The organism is Trichocoleus sp. ST-U1, from assembly GCF_039961835.1.
GTDB lineage: Bacteria > Cyanobacteriota > Cyanobacteriia > Cyanobacteriales > FACHB-T130 > FACHB-T130.
This window is the reverse complement of the sequence record NZ_JAMPJZ010000033.1, coordinates 17904-36995: the sequence shown is the minus strand read 5'-3', so window position 1 is coordinate 36995 and position 19092 is coordinate 17904. Positions and strand designations below refer to the sequence as shown.

14 protein-coding genes are annotated in these 19092 nt (G+C 47.1%); 4 read left to right on the top strand and 10 right to left on the bottom strand.

Annotated features, from left to right (window positions below; genetic code table 11):
• Positions 1-8: 8 nt before the first annotated feature.
• From NDA06_RS13855 to NDA06_RS13845, 3 genes are all read left to right on the top strand, one after another.
• Entirely contained in the window at positions 9-1937 is a 1929-nt protein-coding gene (locus tag NDA06_RS13855; protein WP_190986713.1) for an ABC transporter ATP-binding protein, read from the top strand.
• A 44-nt stretch (positions 1938-1981) separates the two neighbouring features.
• Positions 1982-2821: a DUF1838 family protein gene (locus NDA06_RS13850; protein WP_190411111.1), complete on the top strand. Its 840-nt coding sequence runs from the start codon at positions 1982-1984 to the stop codon at positions 2819-2821.
• A gap of 225 nt (positions 2822-3046) precedes the next feature.
• Positions 3047-3595, top strand: a complete 549-nt coding sequence (locus tag NDA06_RS13845; protein ID WP_190986712.1) for a DoxX family protein — start codon at positions 3047-3049, stop codon at positions 3593-3595.
• A gap of 215 nt (positions 3596-3810) precedes the next feature.
• On the opposite strand, the gene NDA06_RS13840 is transcribed toward NDA06_RS13845, so the two are convergent.
• From NDA06_RS13840 to NDA06_RS13795, 10 genes are all read right to left on the bottom strand, one after another.
• Positions 3811-5400, bottom strand: a complete 1590-nt coding sequence (locus NDA06_RS13840; protein WP_190430938.1) for a B12-binding domain-containing radical SAM protein — start codon at positions 5398-5400, stop codon at positions 3811-3813.
• A 90-nt stretch (positions 5401-5490) separates the two neighbouring features.
• Positions 5491-7077 (bottom strand): B12-binding domain-containing radical SAM protein, encoded by a 1587-nt coding sequence (locus NDA06_RS13835; RefSeq protein WP_190986207.1) that lies wholly within the window; start codon positions 7075-7077, stop codon positions 5491-5493.
• 357 nt (positions 7078-7434) lie between these two features.
• Positions 7435-9036 (bottom strand): B12-binding domain-containing radical SAM protein, encoded by a 1602-nt coding sequence (locus tag NDA06_RS13830; protein ID WP_190986208.1) that lies wholly within the window; start codon positions 9034-9036, stop codon positions 7435-7437.
• A 269-nt stretch (positions 9037-9305) separates the two neighbouring features.
• The gene (locus NDA06_RS13825; RefSeq protein WP_190411106.1) at positions 9306-10283 is read right to left on the bottom strand and encodes an NAD(P)-dependent oxidoreductase; all 978 of its coding nucleotides are present in this window, start codon (positions 10281-10283) and stop codon (positions 9306-9308) included.
• Positions 10284-10342: 59 nt separating this feature from the next.
• Positions 10343-11392 (bottom strand): uroporphyrinogen decarboxylase, encoded by a 1050-nt coding sequence (hemE, locus tag NDA06_RS13820; RefSeq protein ID WP_190411105.1) that lies wholly within the window; start codon positions 11390-11392, stop codon positions 10343-10345.
• Positions 11393-11673: 281 nt separating this feature from the next.
• Complete coding sequence (locus tag NDA06_RS13815) at positions 11674-12894, bottom strand: hypothetical protein (protein ID WP_190440753.1); 1221 nt, start codon at positions 12892-12894, stop codon at positions 11674-11676.
• Between the two features lie 149 nt (positions 12895-13043).
• Positions 13044-13985, bottom strand: a complete 942-nt coding sequence (locus NDA06_RS13810) for an LD-carboxypeptidase (RefSeq protein ID WP_190986216.1) — start codon at positions 13983-13985, stop codon at positions 13044-13046.
• A 16-nt stretch (positions 13986-14001) separates the two neighbouring features.
• Positions 14002-15075 (bottom strand): glycosyltransferase, encoded by a 1074-nt coding sequence (locus NDA06_RS13805; RefSeq protein WP_190986217.1) that lies wholly within the window; start codon positions 15073-15075, stop codon positions 14002-14004.
• Between the two features lie 60 nt (positions 15076-15135).
• Positions 15136-16449 (bottom strand): HEAT repeat domain-containing protein, encoded by a 1314-nt coding sequence (locus NDA06_RS13800; protein ID WP_190986209.1) that lies wholly within the window; start codon positions 16447-16449, stop codon positions 15136-15138.
• Positions 16450-16687: 238 nt separating this feature from the next.
• The gene (locus tag NDA06_RS13795; RefSeq protein WP_190986210.1) at positions 16688-17809 is read right to left on the bottom strand and encodes a DMT family transporter; all 1122 of its coding nucleotides are present in this window, start codon (positions 17807-17809) and stop codon (positions 16688-16690) included.
• Positions 17810-18241: 432 nt separating this feature from the next.
• On the opposite strand from NDA06_RS13795, the gene sppA reads away from it, so the two are divergent.
• Entirely contained in the window at positions 18242-19063 is an 822-nt protein-coding gene (sppA, locus tag NDA06_RS13790; RefSeq protein WP_190440760.1) for a signal peptide peptidase SppA, read from the top strand.
• Positions 19064-19092 lie beyond the last annotated feature (29 nt).

Sequence of the window (19092 nt, the reverse complement as noted above, 5' to 3'; positions counted from 1 at the left end):
TGACTGCCATGAGTGACACCGTTTTAGACATCCGCAATCTGCAAGTTCAATTTTTAACTGATGAAAAGCAAATTCTGGCAGTTGATGGTATTTCCTTCAAACTGAGTCGCGGGCAGACTTTGGGCATTGTGGGAGAGTCGGGATCGGGTAAATCGGTGACTTCCCTCGCCGTCATGGGTCTGGTGCCAACTCCGGGGAAGATTAGCGGCGGTGAAATTTGGTTTCAAAACTCCCAGGAACGAGGCGGATCTGTAGTGAATCTGCGGGATCTGAGTGCAGAGGAGTTGCGGAAGTATCGGGGTGGTCAGATTTCGATGATTTTCCAGGAACCGATGAGTTCCTTAAACCCAGTTTTTACGTGTGGGTTTCAGTTAGTCGAGGCAATCCGTCAGCATCAAAATGTAACGCCTGCCGAGGCGAGGCGGCAAGCGATCGCGCGTCTCCAAGAAGTCAAACTCCTCGCTAGCGATGAAGAGATGCGGCAACGCTATCTAGAAGAAAGACCAGAAGCCAGAAGAGAAAGCGAAGCGGAAATTAATCAGCAGGTCAATCAGCAAAAATTGGCAATGCTGGATCGCTACCCCCACGAACTCTCCGGCGGGCAATTGCAGCGGATGATGATTGCAATGGCTATTTCCTGCAATCCAGCGGTATTGATTGCTGACGAACCGACAACCGCCTTGGATGTAACGGTTCAAGCGACGATTCTGGATCTATTGCGGGAGTTACGCGACGCCCGTGGGATGTCGATGATGTTTATCGGTCACGACTTGGGGGTAATTGCTGAAATTGCCGACGTTGTCGCCGTGATGTATCAAGGCAAAATAGTTGAATACGGCTCAGTTGAGCAAATCTTTTCTAACCCTCAACATCCTTATACCAAAGGTTTGTTAGCCTGTCGCCCCAGCCTTAACCGCCGGTTGAAATACCTGCCGACCGTCGCTGACTTTATGGAAGTGGTGAAGACACCTAGCGGCGAAATCGAGATTCGAGAAAAAATAGGCGTTAAGAGTCAGGAGTCAGAAGAAATTCTGGGTTCCACTCAAAACCCAGAAGCGATAGATCGCATCTCTACCACTGAAAAAGCTCTACTCTCTGTCCGAGACCTCCAAGTTGGCTTTCCAATCCAGGGGATGTTTGGTCAAACCAAACGCTATTTGATGGCAGTGAATGGCATCTCATTTGATGTTTATCCCGGTGAAACGCTGGGATTGGTGGGAGAATCCGGCTGTGGCAAAAGTACCTTAGCGCGTACCATCCTGCGCTTGATCGAACCAACAAGCGGGCAGATCGAGTTTGAAGGGGAAGATATTACAAAAGTCAGTAATCGGCGGCTGCGGCAATTGCGACGCGAGATGCAAATTGTCTTCCAAAATCCCTTTAGTTCTCTCGATCCGCGTCTAAAAATTGGAGATGCGGTGATGGAACCGCTACAAATCCATCACTATGGGAAGAATTCTAAGGAAAGACGCGATCGCGCAGCCTATCTCTTAGAGCGTGTAGGTTTAAATCCTGGCTGGATGAATCGCTATCCCCACGAGTTTTCTGGCGGACAGCGCCAGCGGGTTTGTATTGCTCGTGCTTTGGCACTCAATCCCAAATTCATCATCTGCGACGAATCCGTCTCGGCGCTAGATGTTTCCGTACAAGCGCAAGTGCTGAATTTGCTCAAAGAAGTCCAAAGTGAATTTGGCTTAACTTACATCTTTATTTCTCATGACTTGAGCGTGGTGAAATTTATGAGCGATCGCATTATGGTCATGAATCGGGGCAAAATCGAAGAAATTGGCTCCGCCGAAAATCTCTACCGCGAACCGAAGCAAGAATACACGCGCCAATTAATTGCCGCTATTCCTACCGGCAGTCTAGAACAGATTCAGCAGCGTCAGCAAGACCGAATCAAGATATCAGTAGGAGGGCGAGAAATTACTAGTTAAGTATTCATCCTTAGCTCAATCTATACTTTGGGGAAGCGCAAACTATGACCTTAACGAAATCAACAATTACCGATGAGCAGTTTGTCAAACTACGCTGTAGCAGTGACAGTAAAACTCACTATTTCCCGGCTACAGGTGCTATGTATGCCCATCCGATAGATAACGATCAACCTGTTCATCTGTTTGATTTCTTAGGCGTTGATATCTCGCGCTGTATTCAAGATAATTCAACATCCCGCTGGACGCTTGTAAGTCGTAAAATTACACTTTATCTCGATCCCAAAACTGGAGAAATTCTAAAAAGTTGGAAAAACCCCTGGTCAGGTGAAACACTGAATATTATGCACCGTTCTTATGACTACCAGGAGTTCCAGATTCCACAACAGATAGATGCTCACATAACTTCAGAAATATCCTCAGTTTCATTAGATTTCAATATGAAACTGCCCAACCCGTTATCAACGAACCCCAAGTTTGCAGATTATTCGCCAGAGAAGTATGTCCAATCGTCGGATTCCTACAAATTTATTTTTCCGACAAAAATACTATCTGACGAACCCATCAGTGCTAGCGACAATCGCGCTGTTACACTTTCTTATTACCGCATGGGGCCGTGGGAACCGTGGATGAAAATGAAGGGAAAACCCGGCTTTTTAGTCTTAAATTACACTGGCAATAAAACTGATGTATTTGAAGATATCCCTGTAGCCATTAAAGAACAAATCGAACATCGGCTGCCTTTATTCCGCGAAGCTCCAACCTGTAGAATTCAGCGTTCGATTGCTACCAGTTGGAGCCGTTTTGACGAACAATTTGATGCCTACCTACGAGGAGAAGAATTTCCACTACCCGCCCCGATTATAGATGAGCCTTGTATTGAATAAAGCCGATTCTTACTCTTGACAAATAACAAAACTCAGGATTTTACCTTATAACTTCAACACTCGGAGAATAGCGCTTGTTGACTGCTATTCAAAAAGGGAAAAAACAGACTTATTTGGGTTGGTAGGTTTAGCTTGGCTAATTCATTTCTCATTAAACTTTAATTAATTCAAATCTCTACAGTTAAAATCAATTAAAGTTGATGTAACACAGTTGGAGTTATAGCAATGACTGAAAATAGACCCTATATTGGTCTAAAAACTAGGGATATTGCGATCGCCTATTTGTTGCTGCGAATTCTGATCGGCGTGAATTACTTTAATCACGGCTTTACTCGCATCGGCAATATTCCCGGTTTTGCTGAAAATACTGTCAACCAACTTGCAAATTCTTATTTCCCGGAATTTTTGGTGAGGATCAATTCTTACTTAGTACCCCCGGTTGAATTAATCGTGGGAGTATTGATCTCCATTGGATTAGCAACGCGCAGCGCCCTAATCGCAACATTTATCCTGATGATCGTCTTGATGATGGGTGTCACATCCATACAAAACTGGGGTGCAGCACAAACGATGCTTATCTACGGGATTGTGCTATTTATATTGCTAGCTGGTAGCAGCTTCAATATTTACTCCATCGATCGCTGGCTTGGCAACAGGCGGACTGTTGCAGGTTCAGGAGATCATCGCGACACAAACATACTCAACTTTGCCAACAACTTTTGGACAAGACGCAGACGGCAAAAACGTTTGTCTACCTATACCAGTCCTAAATGATTTCTGAAAGCAAGATTCCCGACTTCTTGGATAAGTTGGGGATTTAAACCACTGGCATCTCGCAACTAAAACAGGATTGCTATATAGCAGTTTTAAATAAAGGAATTGCTCATCCTCAGTCACTTTATGGGCGCTATTCTGCGATTCTCCAAACCCCATTATTAAGTCAGTCTCTTAAATAATAGGGGTTTGGAGGATCTGAGGTGTCGTCTACCCTACGCATTCACTGGGGTTTTCACCTCTTGCGGCTGTTGAACCGCGTCTTCTGCCATAAACTCTGCCAACTGCGCCTCAATTTGCTCTTTGACAATCTGGCGATACTCTACGAAATGCTCAATTTGAGCGCAAACTGCTAAATAACTGCTGATTCCACCTCGATTGTGTCGATACATACTAAACAAGTTGCGCCAGAACTGCCAACGAGTTTTACGAAGTACGCCTTGTCGCCAACAAATGATTAATAAGGCTCGAATTACAACCCAATCTATTTTCTTCTTCGCACGTTTGCCCTTATTCGGATACGTCGCTTCTCCTAATATGCGAAAGTGACGATAAGTGCGGTCTAGAAAACGCTCCGGATCGTACAATGTCCAAAATGCATCGATGTATTCGCGGGCAATGTCTTCTAGAGGACGTGTGGGCACAAAGTTCATCAATGTCGTTTGATTTATGTTGGCAGATTCGCCTCGCAGCCGCCCTTCTTTCTTTAACCGATGCCAAAGGGCGGTATCGGGTAAAGCTTGCAACATACTAAATAAAGCGGTGGGAATTGCCGTTTTCTCGACAAAGTTGACAATGCGATCGCCTGCACCGGGTTTTTCTCCATCAAAGCCTACGATAAACCCAGCCATCACCCGCAATCCCGATCGCGCGATCGCTTGAACGGAATCACTTAATGAATCTCGCGTATTTTGGAACTTCTGAGTTAGTGCTAAACTCTCCTCATCGGGTGTTTCAATTCCTAAAAACACTGCCCCAAAATTGCACTGAACCATCATATCCATCAATTCTTGATCTTTTGCCAAATCTACGGAGGCTTCCGTCGCAAAAGAGAAAGGATATTGGTGTTCCACCATCCACGGTTGCAACTCTTTCAGGAATAACTTGACATTCCGCTTATTCCCGATAAAATTGTCATCCACCATAAAGATGCTGCGTCGCCAACCCAACTCATAAAGGCGTTCTAATTCTGCCAGTAATTGGGCTGGCGTTTTCGTGCGGGGTTTGCGTCCGTAAAGGACAATAATGTCGCAGAATTCGCATTGAAATGGGCATCCCCGCGAAAACTGCACAGACATTTCTGAATAAGCGTCAAAATCTAGTAAATCAAAGCGGGGAACGGGTGTGGAACTGACATCCGGCTTCTCTCCTCCCGCCCGAAAAGTTCCTGAAGTTTCGCCACGTTGCACTGCCTCCACAAACATCGGCAGGGTGATTTCCCCTTCATCCAAAATCAAATAATCTGCGCCTACTGATTCTACTTCTTGAGGTAAAGCAGTGGGATAAGGGCCGCCGACTGCGACTAACTTACCCCTTTGCTTTGCTTCTTTGATTTGATCTAGCAAATCTTCTTTTTGGACAATCATTGCCGACAGAATTACTAAATCTGCCCATGCCCATTCAGCTTCAGTTATTTGGGTAACATTTCGATCTACTAACTTAAACTCCCATTCTTGGGGCAAAATTGCAGCAACGGTCACTAAACCTAAAGGCGGCAACATTGCCTTACGATTTAGTAAAGCTAAAGTTTTTTCAAAAGACCAAAAACTTTTCGGAAATAGTGGATATAAAAGTAAAACTCGCATTAATTGACAATCCTCACGCTTAATTGGTCATTGATGAGAAGGAATGAAAAATGGGTAAAAAATTTCCAATTCCCCATTTTTCACTTGATATCACGCACTCGCACCGACACTGTTTTTCACAGAAGAAACTTTAGCTTCCTGTTTCGATTGTTGTGCTAGATACTCAGCTAACTGCACCTCAATTTGGTCTTTAACAATCTGGCGATATTCGAGAAAATGCTCGTTGTGGGCACAGACGGTGAGGTAATGATCCCAAACACCAGGGTTGTGTTTGATGATACTAAACAGATGGTGCCAGAACTTCCAGCGAGTGTGACGCTTAATGCCTTGTCTCCACGCCACAATTGCCAGAGCCCTTAACTCCATCAGACCCGGCATTTTAAAAGGAACTTTTACTTTGGGTGCGCCCAGCATCAGAAAATGGCGATAAGCCCGATCTAAAAACTTTTCAGCATCGTATAAATCCCAGAAGGCGTTGATGTATTCCCTGGTAATCTCTTCTACGGGTCGGGTCGGGATAAAATTCATCACATTGAACTGGTTGCCCGATGCGCTATCCAGCAATCGCCCCTCTTTTTCTAGGCGGAACCAGAGGGCAGTGTGGGGTAAAGCTTGTAGCATTCCGAAAATAGTCGTCGGAATCGCCGTTTGTTCGGCAAAGCGGACAATGCGATCGCCTGCGCCTGATTTTTCTCCATCAAAGCCAATGATAAAACCAGCCATCACCCGCAACCCCGCCCGCGTGATGGTTTCTACCGAGTCAGCAAGCGAAGTTCGGTTATTTTGAAACTTCTTCGTCATCTGCAAACTGGCTTCATCCGGCGTTTCAATTCCCAGGAACACCGCATTGAAATTGCACTCCACCATTAAATCCATCAGTTCTTGGTCTTGCGCCAAGTCAACTGATGCTTCAGTATTAAAGCTAAAGGGATACTGGTGTTCCGCTTGCCAGGTTTTTAACTCTTTGAGAAATAACTTGACGTTGCGCTTATTACCGATGAAGTTATCATCCACCATGAAAACGCTACGACGCCACCCTAATTGGTAGAGATACTCTAACTCCGCTAATAGCTGTTCTGGTGCCTTCGTCCGGGGTTTGCGACCATACAAAACAATAATGTCGCAAAATTCGCACTGGAAAGGACAACCCCGCGAAAACTGCACCGACATCGTATCGTAAGCATCAAACTCCAGCAAATCGAAACGAGGCACAGGCGTTGTCGTCACATCCGGTTTTTCTCCGTCGGATCGGAAAATTCCACCTTTGTCACCTCGCGCGATCGCTTCCATAAACATCGGCAGGGTGATTTCCCCTTCATCCAAAATTAGATAATCTGCACCCGCATTAGTGGCTTCATCAGGCACAGAAGTCGGATAAGGGCCACCTACCGCAACCGCTTTACCGCGCCGTTTGGCTTCTCGAATTTGAGCGAGTAAATCCTCTTTCTGGACAATCATTGCCGAGAGAATGACCAAATCCGCCCACTCCCACTCGTCTTCTGTGACGTTGCGAACGTTTCGATCGACCAGCTTGAATTCCCATTCTTGAGGCAAAATTGCGGCAACCGTCACTAAACCCAGCGGCGGCAATAAAACCTTGCGATTCACTAATTCTAGGACTTTCTCAAAAGACCAAAAAGTTTTAGGAAATAAAGGATAAAGCAGTAAAACTCGCATTGAATTGGCAACCTCGGACTAATTTTAGTGATTCGTAGCAGGGGCAAATTGTTCTATCACTTTCGACGTGCGATCGCTCATGAAGGAGTCATTAAATTGACTGAATACAATATGCCGCTAGGTTTTCGCTAATGATGAATGGATATTCCATGCTAACTAACTCAGTAGCCGAATGTAGTTAACCGTTGGTTAGGGGGGAGTGGGAACCTGATATCCACCTACTGACTCTGGACTTTCTGCCTCCCTACTCCCAGACACTACCAGTAATTTTGATTCCTGCCGGTTAACGAGCCTTTTCATTTCAGAGCGATCGCTCTCTTCCCCCGCGTCTGTTAGCAATCGCGAAAGAACTTTGTCTTATACACTGACAGGATTTTTTTCTTTTACAGATGCCGATGAAATATCTTCCATCTGTTGCAGTTTTGCTTCTTCTGCCTGAAACTCAGCTAACTGGGCGTCTATTTCGTCCCGCACAATCTGGCGGTATTCCAGAAAATGCTCATTATGAGCGCAGACTGCGATGTAATGCTCAAAAACACCAGGATTGCGCTTGAGGATGCTCAATAAGTGGTGCCAGAACTTCCAGCGAGTGGTGCGTTTGACACCCTGACGCCACATCACAATCAACAGCGCTCGCAGATCCACTAAATTTGGTAATTTAGCAGGAGCCTTGCATTTGGGCGCACCCAGCATCAAGAAACAGCGATAAGTCCGATCCAAAAACTTTTCGGCATCGTATAGTGTCCAGAAAGCCTCGACGTATTCTCTAGCAATCTCTTGCAGGGGCCTTGTAGGGACAAAATTCATCAAGGTAGTTTGATTGATGTTGCCATCTTTCCCCCGTAGGCGACCCTCCTTGTCTAATCGATGCCACAGCGCTGTATTGGGTAAGGCTTGCAGCATGGCGAAGGTAGTGGTGGGAATGGCAGTTTGTTCGGCAAAGCGGACAATGCGATCGCCTGCGCCAGCTTTCTCCCCATCAAAGCCAATAATAAACCCAGCCATTGGGCGCAATCCGGTTCGCGTAATTGCCTCCACCGCTTCACCCAGAGAACTGCGCGTATTTTGGAACTTTTTCGTTAGTGACAAACTCTCTTCATCTGGCGTTTCAATTCCCAGAAACACCGCATCAAAATAGCACTCCACCATTAAATCCATCAGTTCTTGGTCTTGCGCCAAATCAATCGAAGCTTCTGTATTAAACCGGAAGGGATACTGGTGTTCTGCTTGCCAGGTTTTTAACTCTTTGAGAAATAACTTAACGTTGCGCTTATTGCCGATGAAGTTATCATCCACCATGAAAACGCTACGACGCCACCCCAATTGGTAGAGATACTCCAACTCTGCTAATAGCTGTTCCGGTGCCTTCGTCCGGGGTTTGCGACCATACAAAACAATAATGTCGCAAAATTCGCACTGGAAGGGACAGCCCCGCGAAAACTGCACCGACATTGAATCGTAAGCATCAAACTCCAGCAAATCAAAACGAGGAACCGGGGTTGTCGTCACATCGGGTTTTTCCCCATTAGAACGGAAAATCCCCTGTTTTTCGCCCCGCTGAACTGCCTCAACAAACATCGGCAGGGTGATTTCCCCTTCATCTAAAATCAGATAATCTACACCCGCTTTTTGAGCTTCCTCCGGGACAGAAGTTGGGTAAGGGCCACCACACGCTACCAGTTTGCCGCGCCGCTTGGCTTCCTTGATTTGATCAAGTAAATCCTCTTTCTGAACAATCATTGCCGAGAGAATGACAACATCTGCCCATTCCCACTCTTGTTCTGTAACGGTGCGGATATTTCGATCGACCAGCTTGAATTCCCACTCTTGAGGCAAAATTGCCGCCACGGTGACTAAACCCAGCGGCGGCAATAAAACCTTGCGATTGACTAATTCCAGAATTTTTTCGTAAGACCAAAAAGTTTTAGGAAACAGGGGATAAACTAATAAAACTTTCATTGAATTTAAAACCTCACACCTTTTTAAATTTCAGCTATTAGCTAATACATAGCACACGAGCCTAGCTGAATCTGGCAAGCTTAGGTTAAGTCTGATAGCTTTTTTAACGCAAAGGTACGCCAAGGGTGACGTAAAGGTACGTAGAAAATCAGTAAGAGGTCTTGATATGTCTAAGAAACTCTTCTGAAGACAGCCTCTAACCTCCTTGGCGTACCTTTGCACTAACCTCTGCGTACCTTTGCGTTAAAACAACCTTTTAAATCTAATTTCTACTCGTTCTTAGCTGTCAGCTGCTTTTTTTGAACTCCGCTTATTTTCAGCACATCGCTGAATGTGGCACAGTAATTCGGCAGACCCAGGGTAGCCGGGTTGACGGGATCTTGGTAGGTAAAATGACGGTAGCGCAAGCAGAACCGATCCCAAGGTGCCATCTGAATTCGGAACAAGAGGATGAAGAAATCAGCTAGCCAGGGAGACAGGGGCACGCGAAAATAAATTTTCTTGTCTAAATAAGCACAAACTTCTTCTACGGCTTCGTTGACCGTTATGGGTGCTTGACCCAAAACCAGCTGTCGAGGTTCCGAGGGGCGAGGAGGATGTTCGATCAGGAATCGTACCACTTGGGCAATATCTCGCCCGTGCATATAGTGGAAACTGCCGTCGGCTTTAAAAAAGCGAATCAGGTCAATCAACTTTGCCACCCCTGGCAATCCTGAAGAAAGATGGGAGTAGGGTTTGTTGGCATCTCCTCCGAGAACCAAGGTCGGAAAGAGGGTAGTGATGCGGGGTGCGATCGCTAATTTCGATAAGCGCTGCAAACAGTCATACTTAGAACGGATGTAGTCTGTCCCTAGTTCTCCCGCTTCTTTCAATAATTCGTTGTCGCGTCCGAGGATGCTAGCAGTAGAAAAGTAAATGACTTGTTCGCAAACTGCGGGGTCGAGCAAGTTTAGCAACCGGATGGTTTTAATCACATTCACGTCAAATACCGCTTGGGAGCCGCCCCAAGCGGTTGCAGCTAAGATCGCGACATCGATTGTCTTGAGTAGATTTCCCACTCGTTCAATGTCTCGCAAATCAGCTTTTACAACGGTGATTCCCGGTCGAGATTGGTAGTCAATTTGCAGTTTGTCTGGATTTCTGACTAACAGATACAGCTCGTGTTCGGTTTCTTGAATCAGGCTTTCGCTAATGTAGTGACCAATGCAGCCACTCGCACCAGTTACCAAAATCCGCTTGGGGTTCATAAGGGTTGGTCATTCGTCCTTAGTCAAGAATGATTCGTCTTTAGTTCAATGACTAATGACTAATGATTTTTGACTGATTTGGCAGTTTCAAAGAAGAAAGCTACGTTTTCTTCGGGGGTACTGGGTAAAACACCATGACCGAGATTCATGATATGACCTTTGTTTCCGGCTTTGCGGATCGTGTCATAAATGCGATCGCGGATGAACTCTTTTGAGCCAAATAAGGCACAGGGGTCCATATTTCCCTGTACACCGATGTTTGAGCCAAGTCTTGTCCTTGCCTCTGCCATGTCTACCGTCCAATCTACGCTGACGATATCCGCGCCGGATTGTGCCATCCTCTCCAGAATGCCTGCACTACCATTGATGTAGAGAATCAGGGGAGTATCCGGATGCGTCTGTTTTACCTGGTTGAAAACTCGCTGCTGATACGGTAGAGCAAATGTCTCGTAATCTTGCGGACTCAGTTGTCCTGCCCAAGAATCGAACATTTGAATGACTTGGGCACCGCTATCAATTTGGTAGCGGACGTAAGTTGCGATCGCATCTGCCAATTTACCCAAAAATTGATGCAGCATCGTTGGCTCTGAAAAAGCCATACTTTTAATAATTGCGTAGTCTTTCGAGCTTTTGCCCTCAATCGCATACGCTGCCAGCGTCCAAGGGGCACCCACAAAACCCAAGACAGTTGCTTTGTTGCCGACTTCTTGGCGTAATGTTTGCAAAATTTCCCCGATAAAAGGCAGCGATTCCCCAGGTTCTAGAGGATGCAGTTTATCAATTTGCTCTTGGCTGCGGATGGGCGGATCGATGACTGGTCCTCGGCTTTCGATGATATCAAAGGGAATGCCAAGTCCCGGCAACGGAGTTAAAATATCAGAAAATAAAATTACCCCATCTGGCTCAAAGGCGCGAAACGGCTGTAAGGAGATTTCGATTGCCAGTTCTACTTTTTCCGAGCGATCGCGAAACGCAGGATACTTATCTCTTAAATCTCGATAAGCTTTCATATATCTACCCGCTTGCCGCATCATCCACACTGGCGGACGGTCTAAAACTTCACCACGGGCTGCCCTCAGCAGATACGGAACTTGGGTTGCAACGGTCATTTACACTTCACCTAAAGACTTATTTAAAGGCATTTGTTTAGCTTATCATTGTCGGATTCCCCAAGTTTAGTTTTGCGATCGCTTCTCTTGAGTTTGCCCGCCATGAGAGAGGCAATCCACGCTAAACCCTTCTAGATAGGGTATCAACTCCTAGAGACATGGAATGTGCATTTCCCTAGTAGTAGTCAGCGAGCCTGAGTGACTCTCCGACACGCGAAAAACCCGGCTTCTTGAATCAACCGGGTTTTTCTGTTGCGTGCTTTTTTAACTACCTATTGACGTTATTTGACAATGCAGATGCCACTAATTTCAACGGTGCATCGCGTCGGTTTCTTAGCCGTATCTAAGTTGCGGGTGGTGGGGTTATAGGTGTATTCCCCCGCCTTGAAAACGCGGTTGGGATTGGCGCAGTAAGTGTAGGTTTGACCCGCTTCGGTAAAGTTCACGACCACCAAAGAATTCTTTGCCGGAGGACAACTATCCAAAACCGTCAAGCCATACTCATTTCGCAGCAGTTGGCTTCTTTGATCGTTAGCTGTAGGTTGAGTCGGATTTTGGGAAGTCGTTGTTTTCGGCTTTAAGTCACCACTGCTAATGTCAAAGGTGTACGCTCCTGCTTTGACAAGGCGGTTAGGATTGGCGCAGTAATTGTACGTTTGACCGTATTCGGTAAACGTGACAACAACCAAAGAAGTTTTTACTTCCGGACAGGTATCCAGAACCCTCAACCCATACTCATTGAGCAGAGCTTGTTTCCGGGGGTCATTTTGAGCTGGGGTTTGAGCCGGTGGATTTTGGGTAACAGCACCCCCTGGCTTGATATCATTGCTGCTAACGTCGTAACGATATTCGCCTGCCTTGATATTGCGGTTAGGATTAGCGCAGTAGGTATAGTTTTGACCGTATTCGGGGAAGGTGACAACAACAACATTACTCCTTACCGCCGGACAATTTTCTAGGACTCTCAATCCATATTCATCTTCTAGAAATTTTTGTCGCGCATCTTTTTGACCCGCGGGAGTTTGAGCCGGTGGATTTTGGGAAGTTGTTGTCTGGCTAATCCCAGAAATTGAAAGCGTGTATCTCCCCCTAGTGTTGTTCTTACCCAACACGCGAAGTTTATATTCTCCAGTCGTTGGCACTCGATACCTCACCAAACCCGATCGGTCATCGTAGGCAACCTGCGCCCCACTCTGTGAGGAAACTAGAACTAGAATAGGCAAAAGAGTACTACCGTCTTCTACATCAACAGCGGCAACGATTGCATCACCTTGCTTAGCATTAATCAGGAATTCCTCACCATAGGCTTTCTGGACAGGAGTACCCCTTAGAGATTGGTTTTTAAAGGTAAAGGTGGGAGAGTTAGTACGGATGAACCCGTTAACGTTTTCACCATTTTTTAGTGCGGTTGCTGCTCCAGCGATATCGGAGATCCCCGTAAACATCATCCCGGCGATCGCGACACTTGCCGCAACCCTATTAATAAACTTACGACCCATCATGGTAGACCCGTTTTCCTATAAACAAGAACTGCTTCCTTCTGTTTGGACAGATGATATCCATCCATAGTTCCCAGAGTCCAGGCACCTCAAACTTGTAAAGCCGGTTTGAAATGCCTGCTCAACTGATGCAATCTAGAAGCACCTAAGTATTATTGCTCGGTAGAGGAAAAACTCAAACTGCCGCGATCTGCATCTAACTGAGCGGGGATTCCCAAGGGTAAAGCTGCATTAGGGCCATCGTGACCAAAGGGGAGATCGGAGACAATGGGAATGCCAAGATTTCCCAAGCGATCGCGCAATACTTCTTCCACCGTCAAGCTAGAAATGTTCGGCGGAGCTTCGCAGCGGCTAAAGCGCCCCAAGGCAATCCCTTTGACTTTCCGAAAAGCCCCTGTCATCCGCCACTGCGTTAACATTCGGTCAATGCGGTAGGGAGCCTCAGTCACATCTTCCAAGGCGAGAATCACGCCCGCTAGCTGGGGCTGTACGGGCGTGTTCAGAAAATGCGTGGCTACAGTCAGATTACCCGGTATTAAGATGCCGCTGACCTTACCGCCGCCCCAGCCGACTCCTTTTAAGGGTTCTAGGGGGCGACCTTCTACGCAATCGAACAGCCGCTGAATCGACCACTCTGGCTCTGCCGCAAGGGTAGTTAGCAACGGGCCATGAACCCCTGCAATGCCAACTTTACCGAGGCTCCACAGCAAGCCAGTGGCATCAGAAAAGCCGATTAGCCATTTGGGAGTCCGGTGTAAAAAATCTACTATTTTTTGTTCCGCACCCTGCCAAGACCAATCTTCTAGTAAGCGGGCGCTACCATAACCGCCTCTGGCACAGAGAATGCCTTTACATTCAGGGTTTTTCCAAGCGTCTGCGAGGTGTTGGCGGCGGCTGTCATCGCGACCAGCAAGGTAGCCCCACCGTTCCTCTACGCCGCTGCTAATTTCGACTCGGTAGCCGCGCGATCGCCATATTTCCACACCTTTGTGGAACGCTTCCTGTTCTCGCAAGGCACCGCTGGGAGCAATGACTCGCAGCAAGTCGCCAGTTTGTAGAGGCGGGGGTAGTTGGTACGCGGAAAAATCCAAAATTCTTCTGGTTTAAGTTTTAATTTTGCAAGATATCCCGAAACCATTCTTCCATGCGATCGCCCAGTGCTTCCAGGGAATATTCCGCTTCGGCTTGTTGGCGGCAAGTATAGCGGTCAAGTTGATCGATGCGTCCGATGGCCTCGACCAACCCCGCCACGCTATCCGGCTCCACCAAAAAGCCCGTCTTCCCATCCTGAATAATTTCAGTCGGGCCACCTCTGGAATAAGAAATCACCGGCACTCCACACGCAAGCGCCTCAATCACCACATTGCCAAACGCTTCCACCCAGCGAGGTGTCATCAACAACGCCCGACAGTTGCCTAAATGCTGTTGCAGTTCGGATGTGGAGAAAAATCCTGCATATTCTACAGGAGCATCGGGATAATCTTGACAAATCTGCTTCCAATATGCATCGTCTTGCATTTTGCCAAGAATTTTTAGGGGAATGCCGGTAATTTTGGCAGCGGCAACGGCATCCTCTAGACCTTTTTCTGGAGCAATCCGACCCACCCAAGCCAAGGCGGAGGAAGGTTCTGAGCAAAATTGATAAAGCGATAAATCTAGACCACTTCCGAGAATCCGATAGTGCGACGGACTGGGAAACGTTTCTGCCTGTGTCAATGTGTAGACGCCAACCGTACCGGGAAACTGACCGGCAATCTGTTCCACGATGCGATCCATCGCGGTCGAGAGAGAACCCATACTCACGAAATGGGCGATCGCTCGATTAAAAAATGGCGTTAGATAGAACGGTAGCCAATCATAGGCAATGTTGAAAATCAGATCGTACTCAGCTTGGACTTGCCGCGCATAATCCCACATATTGCCCAACACAGAATTCTCCGGGATGACAATCGGGGCACTCCGTCCTTGGGTCTGAGCAGTTGTCTGGAGTTCTCCAGCAATTTCGACAATTGGAATATCTCCCAGCACAGAGCCTTGGGGAGCCACAATTTTTAGGGTATGTCCCCGCCGGAGCAGCTCTTGGGCAACGTTGAGCAGGGTTAGTTCTACGCCACCCCCCAACCCCGTACCGAGAGCGCCCACCGAGGTTGAGAGCAACAACAGGTTCAATGGACGATGCAAGATGGACAACTTTTGGACTCTAAACGATAAACAATAAATTTAAACTCTTGTCAAGACGCCAATTTAGCGGTTTTCTGATTCCTCTGGCGGATGATTAGAAGAATTTTGGGAATTTGGCAAAGCTGGCAAATTATTATCCGTGCCAGGATTCAAGCGAAGCCGATTTAACTGCCCCATCGCCCACCGCGCTGTTTCCTGAACCTCAGAATCCCGATCTTCAGCAGCGTGACGCAATAAATTGCTGACTTGACCGATCGTGTCATAAATTCTCGTCAAATCCCGAATTGCATTTTTGCGAACATCAGGGTTTTCATCTTGCAACGAGATCGCGAGTGCCCGGTTCATCGGTTTGAGGGTGCGGGTGCCAATTTGCGACAGCGCCTCTAAGATTAAGCCGCGCTGCTGAGAATCTGAGTCGATCATCAAATCCACCAAGGGCTGAATTGCTCTGGAGTCGCCGCATTGTGCCAGTTCCCAGATCGCCTTGCGTCGTTTTGTCGGATCGGCTCCCTGTAAATCTTTAATTAATTCATTAACAATATCAATTTTGGGGAGGCGAGTGGTTTCTCCTATCGCTTTTGCCTCGTTGCTTCGCAGCCGTGCTAACGGCTTCGTTTCGCTAACTGCTTCTGTTGGCTTTTGTGCGGTTGTTCTCCTGTCTAAATTGCTTTTTTCTAAATTGCTTGTTTCTGAAAGGGTCAAAGCAGACGCATGATAGCCGTTATTACCATTGTCATTTTCTATCGGGTGAGAATGGATATCTGCGGGATGATTGGCATCTTTAGGGTCTTCGTAGCGGCTTTCATCTGATTCGTCAGCTCCAGACTCCGGCTCTTCCTCTCTATTGAGGTTGCCTAACCATTTCAGCAAGAAGTAAACTCCTAACCCGACCCCAGCAGATGCTGCCGCTAAACCTAATAACCACCAGAGGCGATTCCCTCCAGAACTCGGTTTAGCCGCCTTGGGTTTTGGGGTGGGAGCCGGTGAAGATTTTGCGGCTTCCGCTGCCTGAAGGCGCTCTTGAGTCGTGGAACCAGCAACTCCGTCAGGCGTTAACCTGACAGATGTTTGAAATTTAGAAATAGCAACTGCTGTCGTTCGCCCATAAACGCCATCTACTGGCCCGTTGTAGTGTCCCAAACGCTTTAGTGACTTTTGCAGTTCTGCGACTTCAAAGCCTTGAGAGCCTACTTGGAGGATAGGCAAATCGTTTTTAGGGTTTGGGGAACTCGCCTGAGCCAGTTCTAGGGAGACGGGTAAACTGGGGGGGGAAGTGGCGATCGCTGACGGCAATCCTGTGGAATTCTCACCCGAACTGGGGATAAAGCCCAGACAGATAATCCAGGTAACTAGAAGCCATGTGGAGCGGTAGAACATAGTTTTGGGAAACCTGTCTAAGTGAATACAACCAGACAAGATCCTTTGCTGATAATTTTCTGCTTAGCTTCTAGTACCAGCATGAAGTTATTCGTTCTAAATAGTTAGCGAGCAATTCATCCCTATGTTTTGGGCGAGCGGCTCTGGGAGCAAGTGTGAATATTGGGCTGATCATAACAGAAAGTTTCAACTCGCTCTCAAATCTTAGCGGCTAACTTGTCTGTCATCCTATTCATTTCTACCGATTTTGCCAAATCTCGGTTTCGGATTCTTTCGCTTGTATTGGCAGTGATTGATAGGGTAATGGCTCGGATGGCTCTAAGAGAGAAATTTGCTCGGTTTTGCTTTCTTCTTGTGTCACCCTGGTTTCAACAGATGTAGAGGGTTGCCCGAAGCGCAGGCTTTGCAAACGCACTTGTTCGGCTATCTTCTCGCGCTGATTAATTAGATAGATACTGGCAAGGGTTAGACTCACTCCCAGCCATTGAAGAGGGCTGAGAACTTCAGCCAAAAGTAGATTGCCAAAAAAGAGGGCAAACACGGGTGTCAAAAAGGTGAGGGAACTAAGACTGGTGAGATTGCCGCTAGAGGCAAAGTAGAAGAATAAACCATAGGCGATCGCGCTCCCAAATACGGCTGCGTAGCTCAATGCTATCCAGCCAGACGTATTTAGATGCACCCACTGGTCAGATTCCCACACTTGGGAGAGTGCAAACAAAGGCAATCCGCCCAAAATCATGTGCCAGCCAGTCGCCACCACCGGATCGGCATACTGGCAAACGAAACGAATCAGCACTGTTCCGACAGCCATCGACAGCGCCGCCAGCAGCATCAGCCATTCCCCGCTCTCAAACAAGTGCGTGAAGCTAAACGAGCCAGCGATCGCGTTGCCGTGGAAAAGATTGATAATCCAATCATCCGGCAAGCCAATCAAACTAATCCCCAGCACTCCCAATGCCAACCCCAGCCAGCCCCACAGCCCGATGGTTTCTCCAAACAACCAACAGGACAGCAAAGCCACTGCCAGGGGTTGAGAGTCAATCATCACCGAACCTAACCCGGCACCCGTTCGCACTAATCCAAAGGCTAAAAAGCCTTGAAACAAAGCGCCATCAACCAAAGCAAACAAACTAATCCACAGCCACGCCCGAACGCCTTTCGGTTGAGGTTTCCCCATCAAAAAGGCAGCAACTAATACCAATACCCCGGCAGGCACCAACCGGACACCAGCCATAAACAGGGGCGTCGTGTTTGGGATAACACCCTTCATTGCCACCATCGCCGTTCCCCACAAGAAAAAGGGGGCAATCAGCAGCAAGGGTGCCAACGGAATTTTGGATTCTGTGAGTTTTAGCTGCATAAAAGTTCTTTGTGGGCGTACATAACAGAGCCAAATCAGCACTCTTGAAGCAGGTCATCACGAGCTGCCCTTCCAGAAGTCGCAACTGAATTTATTAAAAATTTTTCCAGTTTCTTGCTCTTTTTCTGGCTGGTTGCGCGTTTATTTACTTAATTGTACTTAATATGTAGTTCTGTTAAGGCGCTTTAGCAAATTGTTGGGATGCCGACAAAAGGGGAAGTTTTTACCTGTAAGTACCCGTTAAATTCGGGGAGCTAGGGAAAACCTTTTTTCTGATAAGCTTTCAGGCTTCACCCGCAAGCCAACGAAACCGATGCAGATCGTGCAAACTAGAGAAAGAGCCAGCATTACTAGGGAAACATTTACTGTTTTGCAGGATTTGCTTCCTTCTCTAATTCGCTCATTCATTCACGATTCATCGCTTGCCTGCTCATGATCTGGCCTTTTCAGCCTAAGTTTCGTAAACAAATTGCTCGGATTGAAGTGACTGGTGCGATTGGCAGTACTACCCGAAAACAAGTTCTAGAAAGCCTGAAAACGGTTGAAGAACGAAAGTTTCCAGCATTACTGCTACGCATTGATAGTCCTGGTGGTACGGTCGGGGATTCGCAAGAAATCTATGAAGCCCTGACTCGCCTGCAAAAAAAGGTGAAAATTGTTGCCAGCTTTGGCAATATCTCCGCATCTGGAGGAGTCTATATCGGGATGGGAGCCGAACACATTGTTTCCAACCCAGGCACAATTACCGGCAGTATCGGTGTAATTCTCCGGGGAAACAACCTGGAGCGCTTGCTAGAAAAGATTGGCGTTTCTTTCAAGGTGATCAAATCGGGTCCTTATAAAGATATTCTGGCTTTTGACCGGGAACTCACCGAGCCGGAAAAGAATATTCTCCAAGACCTGATTGACGTCAGTTATCAGCAATTTGTGCAAACGGTTGCTGAGGCTCGGAAGCTGACAACCGAAACCGTTAAAAGTTTTGCCGATGGTCGCATTTTCACAGGTCAACAAGCGTTAGAACTGGGAATTGTTGACCGGCTTGGCACTGAGGAAGATGCCCGCCGTTGGGCTGCGGAACTGGTCGGTCTCGATCCCGAAAAAACGAAGTGTTACACCCTGGAAGAACGCAAACCTTTCTGGAATCGTGTGGTATCGAGCAGAGTTCAAGGGGCATCTAGTCTATCAGCTGGGATAGACTGGTTAGAATTTGAACTTTCTACCAGTGGTCAGCCGTTGTGGCTTTACCGACCCTAGTATGAAGTTTAGATTTTAGATTATAGATG

What these genes read in the sequence shown, in the direction of transcription:
- NDA06_RS13855 (WP_190986713.1), top strand. Translation starts at nt 9, where the DNA reads ATGAGTGACACCGTTTTAGACATCCGCAATCTGCAAGTTCAATTTTTA.
- NDA06_RS13850 (WP_190411111.1), top strand. Translation starts at nt 1,982, where the DNA reads ATGACCTTAACGAAATCAACAATTACCGATGAGCAGTTTGTCAAACTA.
- NDA06_RS13845 (WP_190986712.1), top strand. Translation starts at nt 3,047, where the DNA reads ATGACTGAAAATAGACCCTATATTGGTCTAAAAACTAGGGATATTGCG.
- NDA06_RS13840 (WP_190430938.1), bottom strand. Translation starts at nt 5,400, where the DNA reads ATGCGAGTTTTACTTTTATATCCACTATTTCCGAAAAGTTTTTGGTCT.
- NDA06_RS13835 (WP_190986207.1), bottom strand. Translation starts at nt 7,077, where the DNA reads ATGCGAGTTTTACTGCTTTATCCTTTATTTCCTAAAACTTTTTGGTCT.
- NDA06_RS13830 (WP_190986208.1), bottom strand. Translation starts at nt 9,036, where the DNA reads ATGAAAGTTTTATTAGTTTATCCCCTGTTTCCTAAAACTTTTTGGTCT.
- NDA06_RS13825 (WP_190411106.1), bottom strand. Translation starts at nt 10,283, where the DNA reads ATGAACCCCAAGCGGATTTTGGTAACTGGTGCGAGTGGCTGCATTGGT.
- hemE (WP_190411105.1), bottom strand. Translation starts at nt 11,392, where the DNA reads ATGACCGTTGCAACCCAAGTTCCGTATCTGCTGAGGGCAGCCCGTGGT.
- NDA06_RS13815 (WP_190440753.1), bottom strand. Translation starts at nt 12,894, where the DNA reads ATGATGGGTCGTAAGTTTATTAATAGGGTTGCGGCAAGTGTCGCGATC.
- NDA06_RS13800 (WP_190986209.1), bottom strand. Translation starts at nt 16,449, where the DNA reads ATGTTCTACCGCTCCACATGGCTTCTAGTTACCTGGATTATCTGTCTG.
- NDA06_RS13795 (WP_190986210.1), bottom strand. Translation starts at nt 17,809, where the DNA reads ATGCAGCTAAAACTCACAGAATCCAAAATTCCGTTGGCACCCTTGCTG.
- sppA (WP_190440760.1), top strand. Translation starts at nt 18,242, where the DNA reads ATGATCTGGCCTTTTCAGCCTAAGTTTCGTAAACAAATTGCTCGGATT.